This window comes from Aeromonas sp. CD (assembly GCF_033349375.1).
Taxonomy (GTDB): domain Bacteria; phylum Pseudomonadota; class Gammaproteobacteria; order Enterobacterales; family Aeromonadaceae; genus Aeromonas; species Aeromonas hydrophila.
Genome location: NZ_CP137631.1, coordinates 4,380,998 through 4,394,061 on the forward strand (window position 1 = coordinate 4,380,998; position 13,064 = coordinate 4,394,061).

The window sequence follows — 13,064 nt, forward strand, 5'->3', positions numbered from 1 at the left end:
TATAGGCCCCGGCTTGGCGGTCAAAATACTCATTGGGCCCTCAGGCGCCGGATTTCATGCTCTCGATGCTCAATTTCATCTCGCCGAGACGGCGAGCCAGTGCGCCGACGTTCCCTGCCCCCTGGGTCAGTACCAGATCGCCCTCGCCGACCAGCCCGGCCAGCACCGCCGGCACATCGTCCGGCGTCGCGACAAAGATGGGCTCCAGGCTGCCGCGGGAGCGGATGGAGCGGCACAGGGCGCGGCCATCGGCGCCCGGAATGGGTTCTTCACCGGCGGCATAAACCTCCAGCATCACCAGCACGTCCACCTTGGAGAGCACATCCGCGAAGTCTTCGTAGAGATCGCGGGTGCGGGTGTAGCGGTGCGGCTGGAACACCATCACCAACCGCTTCTCGGGCCAGCCGGCGCGCGCGGCGTTGATGGTGACCTTGACCTCGCTCGGGTGGTGACCGTAGTCGTCCACCAGCATGGCCTTGCCGCGACCGGTCTCGAACTCGCCATATTGCTGGAAGCGGCGACCCACCCCTTCAAACTTGGCCAGCGCCCGGATGATGGCATCATCGCCGATCCCGTCCTCGGTGGCGACCGCAATCGCCGCGGCGGCATTGAGCGCATTGTGGATGCCGGGCAGGTTGAGGGTCACCTCCAGCTCGCCGGCATCTTTGCGGCGCACCCGGAAGCGACTGCGGTTGCTGGTCTGCACGAAGTCCAGCACCTGCACGTCGGCATCATCACTCAGACCGTAGGTGATGGTGGGACGAGCGATCTCCGGCAGCATGCCGCGGATCACCGGATCATCCACGCACACCACGGCCAGCCCGTAGAACGGCAGGTTGTGCAGGAAGTCGATGAAGGTGGCCTTCAGCTTGGAGAAGTCGCCACCATAGGTGTCCATGTGATCCGCTTCGATGTTGGTCACGATGGAGACCATCGGCTGCAGATGCAGGAAGGAAGCGTCGCTCTCGTCCGCCTCGGCAATCAGATAGCGGCTGCTGCCCAGGCGGGCATTGGTGCCGGCGCTGTTGAGCAAACCGCCGATGACGAAGGTCGGATCCCGGTCCGCTTCGGCATAGATGCTCGCCACCAGACTGGTGGTGGTGGTCTTGCCGTGAGTGCCGGCGATGGCGATGCCGTGGCGGAAGCGCATCAGTTCGGCCAACATCTCGGCACGGCGCACCACGGGAATGCGCAGCTCGCGGGCGGCCAGCAGCTCGGGGTTGTCCTGCTTGATGGCGGTGGAGACCACCACCACACTCGCCTCGTTCACGTGCTCGGCACTGTGGCCGACGAAAATGTGGGCACCAAGGGACTCGAGTCGCTCGGTCACCGCATTGCGGGCCAGATCCGAGCCGGTTACCTGATACCCTTCGTTGGCAAGTACTTCGGCGATACCGCCCATCCCGGCACCACCGATGCCGATGAAATGGATGCGACGCACGCGACGCATTTCAGGGATAACGGTACGCAGTTTTGCCAGTTCAACCTTGGTCATAGTTCTCTCTCAATCTGCCCGGACGCCAGGCGTTTGCACTCATCGGCAACCCGCTCGGCGGCATCGGTAATGGCCACGCGACGGGCGGCCTGGGCCATGTTCAATAGGGTTTCCCTGCGCCCGGCAAGCCAGGAGAGACGCGCGGCCAGCGAGGCCGTCGTTAGCTCGGATTGGGGCAGGAATTCAGCCGCACCGCCATCGACCAGGGTCAGGGCGTTGCGGGTCTGGTGATCATCCACCGCGTGAGGCAGCGGTACAAAAATGGCGGCGACCCCGGCGGCGGCCACTTCGGAGACGGTCAGCGCCCCCGCCCGGCACACCACCAGATCGGCCCAGGCGTAGGCATCAGCCATGTCCTTGATAAATTCGCTCACTTCGGCCGCAACACCCTCTTTGGCATAGGCTTCGGCCACGGCCTCCCGATTGCCCTTGCCACACTGGTGACGCACCTCGATGGGCACACCGGCCGCCGCCACCGCTGGCGGCACCTGCTCGTTGAGCACCCGGGCCCCCAGACTGCCACCGACGATCAGCAGCCGCAGTGGCTCGGCACCGCTGCGCAGCTGAGGATCCGGCAGCGCCACCACTTCGGGGCGAACCGGGTTGCCCACCACGGCGGTACGACGGCTCGGCGCGAAGGCGCCCGGAAATGCCATCAGCACCCGCTTGGCGAGGCGAGCCAGCAGCTTGTTGGTCAGGCCGGCCGCAGCATTCTGCTCGTGCAGCAGCAGCGGGATGCCGGACAGCCAGGCCGCCACGCCACCCGGGCCGGAGGCAAAGCCGCCCATGCCGAGCACCACGTCTGGGCGAATGGTCTTGAGCACCCGGCGCGCCTGCAGCACGGATTTGACGATGCGATAGGGCGCCACCAGCAGACGCTTGATGCCGTTGCCACGCACCCCCTGGATATCGATGAAGGAGATGGGGTAACCATGGGCAGGCACCAGCTCGGCCTCCATCCGGTCGGCGGTGCCGAGCCAGTGAATGGTCCAGCCCTGGGCCTTGAGGCGATCAGCCACGGCCAAGCCGGGGAACACATGGCCCCCGGTACCGCCTGCCATCACCAACAGCGTCTTGCTCACTAAACCTCCCGCACGCGCGCCTGGGCACTGGCCTGGCGCAACTCGAAATCGATACGAATCAACATGCTCACCGCCACCATCATGATGATGAGACTGGAGCCACCGTAGCTGACCAGCGGCAGGGTCAGCCCCTTGGTCGGCATCATGCCGCTGGCTGCCCCCACGTTGACGAAGGTCTGGAAGCTGAACCAGATGCCGATGCCAATGGCCAGATAGCCTTCATACAATCGCTCGGCCACCAGCGCCTGGTGCCCCAGCTTGAGCGCCTTGATTGCCAGCGCAAAGATGAGAAACAGCGCGCCCAGCACGCCCACATAGCCCAGCTCTTCACCCAGGATGGCGAACACGAAGTCGGTATGCGCCTCCGGCAGGTACTCCATCTTCTGGATGGAGTTGCCAAGCCCCTCGCCAAACCAGCTGCCACGGCCGAAGGCCATCAGCGACTGGGTCAGCTGGTAGCCGCTGCCGAATGGATCGGCCCAGGGATCGAGGAACGAGGTCACCCGCCGCATCCGGTACGGCTCGGCGATGATCAGGGTCACCACGGCGCTCACCCCCACCAGGATGAGACCGATGAACTGCACCAGGCGGGCGCCGGCCAGGAACAGCATGCCGAGCGAGGTGACGAACATCACCACCACCGAGCCCAGATCAGGCTGGGCCAGCAGCAGGATGGCCACCACGAACAGCACCGCCATCGGCTTCATGAAACCAATAAAGCGCTCGCGCACCTCGCTCTGACGGCGCACCAGATAGCCCGCCAGATAGACGAACAGCGCCAGCTTGCCGAACTCGGCCGGCTGCAGGTTGAACGGGCCAAGCGGCAACCAGCGCACCGAGCCGTTGACGCTGCGGCCCACCAGCAGCACCAGCACCAGCATGACGATGGCCAACAGCAGCATGGGGCCGTTGTAGTGCTGCCAGCGCGCCATCGGCACCTGCAGCACAAACCAGGAGATGCCAAGCGCCATCAGCAGAAACAGGCCGTGACGCTTCACGAACATGAAGGGATCGTTGTTGATGGCGATCCCCTCCGGGATCGAGGCGGAGGCCACGATCACCAGACCCACCGCCATCAGCGCCAGCGCCAGCACGACCAGCTGCCGGTCATAGAGACCGGCAGGGCGCGCCGGCAACAGCCAGCGCTGCAAGAAGCCTGCGACTGCGCGAAGGGCGTTCATAACTTCTGTACCAGCTCGGTGAAACGATCACCGCGCGCTTCGAAAGACTTGAATTGGTCCAGGCTGGCGCAGGCCGGCGCCAGCAGCACCCAGTCGCCGGGGCGAGCATCGGCCGCCGCCTTGGCGACCGCGGCATCAAGATCCGCGACCTGCTCGGTCTGCTCGCCGAGGGCCAGCAGCACCTCGGCATCCTGGCCGAAACAGTACATGTGATCGATCTGGCTGCCGAGCAGCGCCTGCACCGGGCCGAAATCCTGGCCCTTGCCCTGGCCACCGGCCAGCAGCAGCAGGCGCCCCTTCACCGACTCGCGCACCCCGGCCACGGCAGCCAGGGTCGCCCCTACGTTGGTGGCCTTGGAGTCGTTGATCCAGCGCACCCCGTTCACCTCCCGCACGAAGCGGGCACGGTGAGGCAGCCCTTCGAAACGGCGCAGCACTCGCAGCTGCGGCTCGCGCGGGATGCCGACCGCATCGCACAGGGCCATGGCGGCCAGCGCGTTGGCCTGGTTGTGGGCGCCGACGATCTTCATCTCGTCCACCGCCAGCAACGGCTCGCCGTGCAGGGTCAGCCAGTGACGGCCATCCAGCTCGCAGCGACCATAGCCGTTGCAGTCAAGGCCGAAGCTCTGCCACACCTGGCCGACATCGGGCAGGGTCTGGGCATCGTCGCGATTGATCAGGATGTGCTGGGAGTGCTGATGGATCTCCATCTTGGCGGCGCGATAGTCGGCCATGCCCTGATAGCGATCCATATGATCCTCACTGAGGTTCAATACCACGGAGGCGGCGGCGCGCAGGCTGTGGGTGGTCTCCAGCTGGAAGCTGGAGAGCTCCAGCACGCAGAGATCCATCGGCTGCTTGAGCAGCTCCAACGCCGGCGTGCCGATGTTGCCACCCACCCCGACCTTGAGGCCGGCCTCGGCGATCATCTCACCCACCAGGGTGGTGACCGTGCTCTTGCCGTTGGAGCCGGTGATGGCGATCACCGGCACCTGGGTCTCGCGCACGAACAGCTCGATGTCGCCGACGATGCGCACCCCGAACTCGGCGGCCGCTCGCAGTTCGGGCGTCGCCAGGGCAATGCCCGGGCTCGCCACTATCATGTGCGCCTGCTTGAGCAGCTCGCCATCCAGCCCGTGGATGAGTTCCACCTCGGCAGGCAGTTGATCCTTGCCGGGCGGGTTGGCGCGGGTGTCCATCACCAGCGGCGTCACGCCACGGCCGAGAAAGTAGTCGACGCAGGAGAGTCCGGTTTTGCCGAGTCCGATGATGATGACCATGGCTTACCTCACCTTCAGGGTGGCGAGGCCGAGCAGCACCAGCATGAGAGTGATGATCCAGAAGCGCACGATGACGCGCGGCTCCGGCCAGCCCTTCTTCTCATAGTGGTGATGGATCGGTGCCATGCGGAAGATGCGCACGCCGCGCAGCTTGTAGGACCCCACCTGCAGGATCACCGAGACGGTCTCCATCACGAAGACGCCGCCCATGATCACCAGCAGAAACTCCTGACGCACCAGCACGGCGATGGTGCCGAGCGCGCCGCCCAGCGCCAGGGAGCCCACGTCCCCCATGAACACCTGGGCCGGATAGGTGTTGAACCAGAGGAAACCCAGACCCGCCCCGACGATGGCGGTACAGACGATCACCAGCTCGGAGGTATAGGGCACATAGGGAATATGCAGGTAGTTGGCGAAATTGACGTTGCCGGTGGCCCAGGCGATGAAGGCGAAGCCCCCCGCCACCATCACGGTCGGCATGATGGCCAGACCATCCAGGCCATCCGTGAGATTGACCGCGTTGGAGGTGCCGACGATGACGAAGTAGGTCAATACGATGAACATCAGCCCGAGTTGCGGCATCACGTCCTTGAGGAAGGGCACCACCAGCTGGGTCTGACCGTCGTGCGTGGCGGTGGCGTAAAGGAACACGGCCACCCCCAGCGCAACGGCGGATTGCCAGAAGTACTTCCAGCGGGCGATCAGGCCGTCGGTGTTCTTGCGCACCACCTTGAGGTAGTCATCGGCGAAACCGATGGCGCCATAGGCACCCAGCACGAACAGCACCAGCCAGACATAGGGGTTGTCGAGGCGGCACCAGAGCAGCACCGAGATGAAGATGGCAGCGATGATCATCAGGCCGCCCATGGTCGGAGTGCCTTTCTTGCTCAGGTGCGACTCGGGACCGTCATTGCGGATCACCTGGCCGAATTTGAGGATCTGCAGGCGGCGGATGAGACGCGGCCCCATCCAGAGCGCCACCACCAGGCCGGTGATGATCGACAGGATGGCGCGAAACGTCAGGTAGGAGAAGACGTTGAAGAAGGTGAAGTGCGGGGTGAGCAGTTCCGCCAGCCAGACTAGCATGTGGCTGACTCCTGACGGTCTTTGACCATCTCGACGATATCTTCCATGCGGGAGCCACGGGCACCCTTGACCAGGATCGCGATTTCTTGATGTGTATTTATCATTTGCGCAAGCACTTCAAACAACGACGCCTTGTTATCGAAATGTCGGCCAGCCGCGGCATCTGCGGTGTGGCGACTCTGTTCCCCTACGGTCAGCACGGCATCGAGGCCGCGCTCGCTGGCGTGGCGTCCGACCCGGGCGTGCTGCTCGGCGGACTCCTCACCCAACTCCTTCATGTCACCGAACACCAGCACCTTGTAGCCGCTCATGGCGGTCAGGGCATCGATGCCCGCCAGCACGGATTCCACGCTGGCGTTGTAGGTGTCGTCCACCAGGGTGAGACCACCCCAGCGCTGAACGCAGAAACGGCCCTTGACCGGTGCCATCTGCTCGAGCCCGGCCTTGACCGAGGCGAGCGAGGCGCCGAGCGCCAGCGTGCCGGCGGCGGCGGCCAGGGCGTTCGCCACGTTGTGGCGGCCCGGAATGGCCAGGGTCAGGCTCACTTCACCCTGCGGGGTCACCATGACGAACTCGGCACAACCCTGCTGGTTGATCACCACGTTGCTGGCGTGGAACGGCTGACGCTGATCCTCGATGGAGAAGGCGCAGTGGATCCCGCGCGCCTGCCACTTCGGCCAGAATTCGTTGTCGGCATTGACGATGGCGGTGCCGCCCTCTCCCAGCCCCTCGAAAATCTCGCTCTTGGCGTGGAACACCCCTTCCAGCGAGCCGAAGCCCTCCAGGTGGGCGGCCGCCACGTTGTTGATGATGGCGGCATCGGGTTTGGCCAGCGAGGTCGTCCAGGCGATCTCGCCCGGGTGGTTGGCCCCCAGCTCCATCACCGCAAAGCGGTGTTGCGGCTCGAGGCGCAGCAGGGTGAGCGGCACCCCCACTTCGTTGTTGAAGTTGCCGGCGGTGGCCAGCACGTCCCCTTCCTGACGCAGGATGGCGGTCGCCATCTCCTTCACCGTGGTCTTGCCACAGCTGCCGGTGATGGCCAGCACTTTCGGGTTGATCCGCTCGCGCACCAGCCGGCCGAGGCGACCCAGTCCCTTGAGACTGTCGGTCACCACCAGCTGGGGGATCGCCAACGGCAGTTCACGCTCGACCAGCAGGGCCGATGCCCCGGCGGCCACGGCCTGCTCGCAGAAATCGTGGGCATCGAAACGCTCGCCGCGCAGCGCAACAAACAGCGCGCTTGCGCCCAGGGTACGGGTGTCGGTGCTGACAGCCGTGATCGCTCCGTCTTCACCAATCAGACGGGCATCGAGCGCCTGCGCCAGCTCGGCAAGCCTGAGGGTCATCATCTGAATGACTCCAATAATGTGTGCAAGGCGGCGGCGACGGTTTCCCGGTCGCTGTAGTGCCGCTTGTCGGTTCCAATGATCTGATAATCCTCGTGACCCTTACCGGCCACCAGGATGATGTCCTGTTTGCTCGCCTGAGACAGTGCCAGAGCGATCGCCTTGACCCTGTCGTGCTCGATCTGCACGGCGCCGGGATCGCGAAGACCCGCCACCATGTCCGCCATGATCTGGGCCGGCTCCTCGGTACGGGGATTGTCGTCGGTCAGGATCACGCGATCCGCATGCTGCTCTGCCATGGCGGCCATCATGGGACGCTTGCCGCGATCCCGGTCGCCACCGCAGCCCACTAGGCACCAGAGCTCGCCTTCGCAGTGCACCCGCAGGGCCTGCAGTGCCTTCTCCAGCGCGTCCGGGGTATGGGCATAATCGACCACGGCCAGCGGCGCATCGCCACCGCCGAAGCACTCCATGCGACCGGTCACGGGTTGCAGCCTGGGGGCGCTCGCCAGCAGGGCGTCGAAGTCGTAGCCGAGCACCAGCATCACGCCCATGGCCGCCAGCACATTGCTGACGTTGAAGCGGCCGAGCAAGGGGGCGGATAATACACCATTCCCCCAGCTGGAGTTAATCTGCGTGTGAAAACCTTGTTGGTGAAATTGGGGATCCTGCGCCGTCAACTGTCGCCCGCCATGGTTGGCGATGGGACCATTCACCCCGAAGGCCACCGCAGCGGGGTAGCGGGACAACCAGCGCCTGCCCAGCTCATCATCCGCATTGATGACGGCGCAGGGCTCGTCTACCAGCTTGATCAGCTCTTCCTTGGCCGCGCCATAGGCTTCCATGGTGCCGTGATAGTCCAGATGATCTCGGCTCAGGTTGGTGAAGGCCGCCGCCGCAAAATGCAGTGCCGCCACCCTGTGCTGTACCAGACCGTGGCTGGATACCTCCATCGCCACCAGGCTAGCCCCCTCTTGCCGTAAGGCATCCAGGGTGGCCTGCACCTCCACCGCGCTGCCCGTGGTGTTCGGCGCCTCCACCAGCTCGCCGAACAGGCCGTTGCCTATGGTACCCATCACCCCGGCCCTGCCCCCCAGCAGGGTGCGCCAGTTTGCGACCAGCAGCGCCGTGGTGCTCTTGCCATTGGTGCCCGTGATACCGACCAGTTGCAGCCTGTCGCTGGGTTGCCGGTAGAAATAGCCGGCCAGCTCGGAGAGCCTGGCGGGCAGTTCAGGGACTCCGAAGCAGGGTACAGAGAGCGCGGGGGGGACGAATTCACCGTCCTCCTCAAACAGCACGGCGGCGGCTCCCCGAGCCACCGCCTGTTCGATAAAGCCTCTGCCATCCACCTGGTGGCCGCGCACGGCCACGAACAGAGAACCGGGCCCAACCCGCCGACTGTCCAGCTGGAGGTCGGTGAGGGGGAGCGCCGGGGCATGAATGCCGAAGGGGCGCAGCAGATCATCAAGTGCGCGGTGCAAGAGAGGCCTCCGTACGGGCAAGTTTGGCGGGTACCTCGGTGGGGACCGCGTCGGGACGAATATTGAAGAGTTGCAACACGCCACCCATGGCCTCGGCGAAGGGCGGAGTCGCGACTGCGCCGCCGTAGTAGGCGTTGCCCTTGGGCTCGTTGATCACCACCACCATGACGAAGCGAGGGTTACTGGCGGGGGCGAAGCCGGCGAACCAGGCCATGTAGTCCTTGCCATAGCCGCCGGCGACGGCGACCTTGGCGGTACCACTCTTGCCGCCGACCCGGTAGCCGGGGATCTTGGCCTTGGGAATGGCATTGTCCACCACGTACTCCAGCGCCTGCAGCATGGCGGTGGCGTTGTTGTGATCGATGACCTGCTCCCCCTTTGGCGGTGTGGTCACCTTGATGATGGAGAGGGGCACCCGCTTGCCCTTGTTGGCCAGGGTGGCATAGGCGGAGGCGAGCTGCAGCGGGGTGACCCGCAGACCATAGCCAAAGGAGAGGGTCGCCCGCTCGATATCGGACCAGCGACGACGCTGGGGCAGCATGCCGCTGCTCTCCCCCATCAGACCGCTACCGGTATCCATCCCGAAGCCGACCATGCTGAGGGTGTTGATCATCTCCTGGGCCGGCATGCGCAGGGCGATGCGCGACATGCCGATGTTGGAGGAGTAACGCAGTATGTCGTACAGGTTGGTCGCCTTGTGGATACTCACGTCACGGATCTGCTTGGCCCCGATAAACAGGGGGCCGCCCTGGATGGTGTCCTTCCAGCTGGTCACGCCCGCCTGGAGAGCACTCAGCAGAATCAGGGGCTTGACGGTGGAACCCGGCTCATAGGTATCGGTCACCACCCGGTTGCGCACCCGGAAGCTCTGGTATTGGCCCCGGTTGTTCGGGTTGTAGGAGGGGGTGTTGACCATGGCGAGCACCTCGCCGGTCTTCACGTCCAGCATCACCATGGAGCCGGAGGTCGCCTTGTTCTCGTCGGTGGCACGCTTGAGGGCCCGGTAGGCCAGGGCCTGCACCCGCTGATCGATGCTCAGCTGCAGATCGTTGGCGTTCTTGCCCTCCTTGACCAGGCCGAGGCGCTCGATGACGCGGCCCTGGCGGTCCTTGCGCACCCGCATCTCCCCCGGGGTCGCGGTCAGCCACTCGTTGTAGCTGCGCTCTATCCCTTCGATCCCGCTGCCATCTATGTTGGTCACCCCCACCAGGTGGGAGCTGATCTCGCCGGTCGGATAGAAGCGGCGGGACTCGGGACGCAGGTAGATGCCGCCGAGCTTGAGGCCCTTGATGTATTCCGCCACTGCCGGCGTCACCTGCCGCTGCAGATAGACAAACCGCTTGCTGGGGTTGGAGATGCGGTGCTTGAGGGTATTGATGTCGAGCTTGAGCACAGCGGAGAGCGCCAGCCAGGCGCGCTCGTTATGGATGGCGCCGGTCTCGTGTACCGTCTTGGGATCCGCCCAGACCGCCTCGACGGGCACGGAGACCGCCAGCTGCTCACCGTTGCGATCCGTGATCATGCCGCGCACCGCCTGGGTGGAGGTGGTACGCAGGGAGCGCATGTCCCCCTCCTGACGCAGGCGGTCGGGATCGATCACCTGGATCCAGGCAAGACGCAGGATAAGACCCGCAAAGGCGATGCCGATGAAAAATACCAGCGTGCGAAAGCGCCACGGGTAGAGTGACGGTGCTTTGGCCTTGGCTTTTTCTTTTGCCGGTGCCCTGGTGGCGGCCTTGCGTTTCATGGTTGAGTTATTACCTTCTCGGTGGTCACCAGGGGGCGAGCCATCTGCAATTTATCCATGGCAAGGCTCGCCACTCTGGAGTGCTCGGCCAGGGTGCCCTGCTCCAGCAGCAGGTGCCGCCACTCGATGTTGAGCCTGTCCTCTTCCGCCATCAGATCATTCTGCTTGGCGGTCAGGCCCCGGGTCATGTTGGTCACCAGGATCACCGCGAAGGCGGTGACCAGGACGGCGATGGCCAGCACCACCTGCAGCTTGTGACGCCAGAGATCCCCGATGATCTCCTTGGCCAGATGAACGCGCACCTCGCTCATGACTCAATCCGCCAGACGCTGGGCGACCCGCAGCACCGAGCTGCGTGCGCGCGTGTTTTCGGTGACTTCATGATCGGAAGGCTTGAGCGCCTTGCCGACCGACTTCAACTTGCGACCACCCGCCAGCTGAGCCTCGGTCAGCGGGATGCCGTGCGGCACCTCGGGTCCCTTCTCGTGCTTGCGGATGAAGTGCTTGACCAGCCTGTCTTCTAGGGAGTGGAAGCTGATGACGGAGAGGCGCCCCTCGGGGGCCAGCACCTGCAGGGCACCGTTCAACGCGGTCTCGATCTCGTCCAGCTCGCTGTTGATGTAGATGCGGATGGCCTGGAAGCTGCGGGTGGCGGCGTGTTTGCCCTTCTCCTTGCTCGGATTGACCCGGGCAATCATCTCCGCCAGCTGACGGGTGCGCACATAGGGCTCGGTGACCCGGTCGTGGACGATGGCGCGGGCGATCTTCTTGGCGAAGCGCTCCTCACCGAAGGTCTTCAGCACCCAGGCGATGTCGTCCACATCGGCGCGAGCCAGCCACTCGGCCGCGCTCTGACCGGAGGTGGGATCCATCCGCATGTCGAGCGGACCGTCCTTCATGAAGCTGAAGCCGCGCTCGGCGTCGTCGAGCTGGGGGGAAGAGACACCGAGATCCAGCAGGAAGCCGTCGACCTTGCCGAGCAGGCCGCGCTCACTCAGATAGGAGGTGATGCCGGAGAAGGGGCCGTGCACGATTTCGAAGCGGGGATCCTGGATCTTGGCCGCCTCGGCAATGGCCTGGGGATCCCGGTCTATGGCGATCAAGCGGCCCTGTGGGCCGAGCTTTTCGAGAATGAGACGAGAGTGACCACCCCGGCCAAAGGTACCGTCGACATAGACGCCGTCCGGCTTGATGGCCAGCCCTTCGACGGCTTCGTGCAACAGCACTGTGATGTGTTCAGCGGCTTGGGTCATTTATAAAGAGAAATCCTGTAGTCGTGGTGAACTTGCCCAATCGTCCTCGGGCAGGCCCTGGATATCGTCATTGATCTGTTGCTGCCAGCGGGCTTCATCCCACAGCTCAAACTTGTTGAGCTGGCCCACCAGCATGATTTTCTTGTCCAGCCCGGCGTGATTGCGCAACGGCTGGCTGAGCAGCAGACGGCCATTGCCGTCCAGCTCGCATTCGGTCGCATGCCCGAGCAACAGCCGCTGCAGGCGGCGCTCAAGGGGATTCATGCTGGAGAGCGTCTTGAGCTTGCGCTCGATCTCTTCCCATTCATTCAGGGGATACAGCAGCAGACAGGGGTGAGCGATGTCGATGGTGCAGACCAGCTGGCCGTCGCATTCGTCGCGCAGCCAGTCTCGATATTTGGTCGGAATCGCCAGTCGCCCCTTGCTGTCGAGGCTGATGGCATGCGCACCACGCAACAAATTGCAGTCCCTGAAAATGAGTTAAAGGGGGCAAATCGCCCGATAAAAACCACTTTGATCCACTTTTCCCCACCTTGAAGTTTAAGGACGTGCTGAGGGCTTTTCAAGCGAGGATCTCGGGCATGGGGAACATATTGACGCAGCGTTTCAGCAGCGAGGATTAAATGAGTTGATTTTCCACAAGTTATTTGCGTAAGAAGTGTATCGATTAATTAGCTGTCGACCTGAATGCCGACTCTGTCAGGGGGAAATAATGAAGCGGAACAACACCACGGCACACAAGATGATGCTAACACCGACCACGGGATAAATGATGTAGCCATCCCCGGCACGTCGAGCCCGCAGACAGACCAGCTGGCAAAGCAGCAAATTGTAGATAATCAGCAGGAACGTCAGCAGGATATTGGTACCAAATGCCAGCTCTCCGGCATGCACGACATAAAGTCCCATCAATACAAAATTGGCGAGAATCAAATACAGTAGAAATTTCTGGATCGCCTTGCCCGCTTTTGGGGTCTTTTTTACTCGTGCTATCATGCTTATCACATCCTGGATTCCACATGAACAGTCGACAAAAACTATCGAAAACTGTTGAGATACATCATGTTTTTATTTTTTAGCGCTGCTTGCCTTTCCCCCATATCATGACTCGAG

At 63.6% G+C, this 13,064-nt stretch carries 12 protein-coding genes; all 12 read right to left on the minus strand.

Translation table 11 applies throughout. The features are described from left to right. Positions 1-40: 40 nt before the first annotated feature. Positions 41-1,495 carry a UDP-N-acetylmuramate--L-alanine ligase gene (murC, locus tag R2E40_RS20400; protein WP_010635950.1) on the minus strand — a complete coding sequence of 485 codons (1,455 nt, stop codon included), beginning with the start codon at positions 1,493-1,495 and terminating at the stop codon, positions 41-43. After that, on the minus strand, positions 1,492-2,577 hold the full coding sequence (gene murG / locus R2E40_RS20405) for an undecaprenyldiphospho-muramoylpentapeptide beta-N-acetylglucosaminyltransferase (protein ID WP_318164263.1): 1,086 nt from the start codon (positions 2,575-2,577) through the stop codon (positions 1,492-1,494). Before murG ends, murC begins: the two co-directional genes overlap by 4 nt. Next, positions 2,577-3,758, minus strand: a complete 1,182-nt coding sequence (ftsW, locus tag R2E40_RS20410; RefSeq protein ID WP_016352178.1) for a cell division protein FtsW — start codon at positions 3,756-3,758, stop codon at positions 2,577-2,579. Before ftsW ends, murG begins: the two co-directional genes overlap by 1 nt. Continuing rightward, a complete protein-coding gene (gene murD / locus R2E40_RS20415) occupies positions 3,755-5,038 on the minus strand; it encodes a UDP-N-acetylmuramoyl-L-alanine--D-glutamate ligase (protein WP_318164264.1) in 1,284 nt (427 codons plus the stop codon). The genes ftsW and murD overlap by 4 nt, the downstream gene beginning before the upstream one ends. Positions 5,039-5,041: 3 nt before the next feature. After that, a complete protein-coding gene (gene mraY / locus R2E40_RS20420) occupies positions 5,042-6,124 on the minus strand; it encodes a phospho-N-acetylmuramoyl-pentapeptide-transferase (protein WP_011707583.1) in 1,083 nt (360 codons plus the stop codon). Beyond that, positions 6,118-7,473 (minus strand): UDP-N-acetylmuramoyl-tripeptide--D-alanyl-D-alanine ligase, encoded by a 1,356-nt coding sequence (murF, locus tag R2E40_RS20425; protein ID WP_318164265.1) that lies wholly within the window; start codon positions 7,471-7,473, stop codon positions 6,118-6,120. Before murF ends, mraY begins: the two co-directional genes overlap by 7 nt. Further along, on the minus strand, positions 7,470-8,951 hold the full coding sequence (gene murE / locus R2E40_RS20430) for a UDP-N-acetylmuramoyl-L-alanyl-D-glutamate--2,6-diaminopimelate ligase (RefSeq protein ID WP_318164266.1): 1,482 nt from the start codon (positions 8,949-8,951) through the stop codon (positions 7,470-7,472). The genes murF and murE overlap by 4 nt, the downstream gene beginning before the upstream one ends. Next, positions 8,935-10,698 (minus strand): penicillin-binding transpeptidase domain-containing protein, encoded by a 1,764-nt coding sequence (locus R2E40_RS20435; protein WP_318164267.1) that lies wholly within the window; start codon positions 10,696-10,698, stop codon positions 8,935-8,937. Before R2E40_RS20435 ends, murE begins: the two co-directional genes overlap by 17 nt. Further along, entirely contained in the window at positions 10,695-11,009 is a 315-nt protein-coding gene (ftsL, locus tag R2E40_RS20440) for a cell division protein FtsL (RefSeq protein WP_318164268.1), read from the minus strand. The genes R2E40_RS20435 and ftsL overlap by 4 nt, the downstream gene beginning before the upstream one ends. A 3-nt stretch (positions 11,010-11,012) precedes the next feature. After that, entirely contained in the window at positions 11,013-11,951 is a 939-nt protein-coding gene (rsmH, locus tag R2E40_RS20445) for a 16S rRNA (cytosine(1402)-N(4))-methyltransferase RsmH (protein WP_318164269.1), read from the minus strand. Next, a complete protein-coding gene (mraZ, locus tag R2E40_RS20450; protein ID WP_318164270.1) occupies positions 11,952-12,410 on the minus strand; it encodes a division/cell wall cluster transcriptional repressor MraZ in 459 nt (152 codons plus the stop codon). It lies immediately after the preceding gene. A 240-nt stretch (positions 12,411-12,650) separates the two neighbouring features. Next, positions 12,651-12,947: a hypothetical protein gene (locus R2E40_RS20455; protein WP_017409426.1), complete on the minus strand. Its 297-nt coding sequence runs from the start codon at positions 12,945-12,947 to the stop codon at positions 12,651-12,653. Positions 12,948-13,064: the final 117 nt, after the last annotated feature.

Bases quoted from the DNA above. Each gene is read 5' to 3' on its own strand.
- murC (WP_010635950.1), bottom strand. From the start codon at position 1,495: ATGACCAAGGTTGAACTGGCAAAACTGCGTACCGTTATCCCTGAAATG.
- ftsW (WP_016352178.1), bottom strand. From the start codon at position 3,758: ATGAACGCCCTTCGCGCAGTCGCAGGCTTCTTGCAGCGCTGGCTGTTG.
- murD (WP_318164264.1), bottom strand. From the start codon at position 5,038: ATGGTCATCATCATCGGACTCGGCAAAACCGGACTCTCCTGCGTCGAC.
- mraY (WP_011707583.1), bottom strand. From the start codon at position 6,124: ATGCTAGTCTGGCTGGCGGAACTGCTCACCCCGCACTTCACCTTCTTC.
- murF (WP_318164265.1), bottom strand. From the start codon at position 7,473: ATGATGACCCTCAGGCTTGCCGAGCTGGCGCAGGCGCTCGATGCCCGT.
- R2E40_RS20435 (WP_318164267.1), bottom strand. From the start codon at position 10,698: ATGAAACGCAAGGCCGCCACCAGGGCACCGGCAAAAGAAAAAGCCAAG.
- ftsL (WP_318164268.1), bottom strand. From the start codon at position 11,009: ATGAGCGAGGTGCGCGTTCATCTGGCCAAGGAGATCATCGGGGATCTC.
- rsmH (WP_318164269.1), bottom strand. From the start codon at position 11,951: ATGACCCAAGCCGCTGAACACATCACAGTGCTGTTGCACGAAGCCGTC.
- R2E40_RS20455 (WP_017409426.1), bottom strand. From the start codon at position 12,947: ATGATAGCACGAGTAAAAAAGACCCCAAAAGCGGGCAAGGCGATCCAG.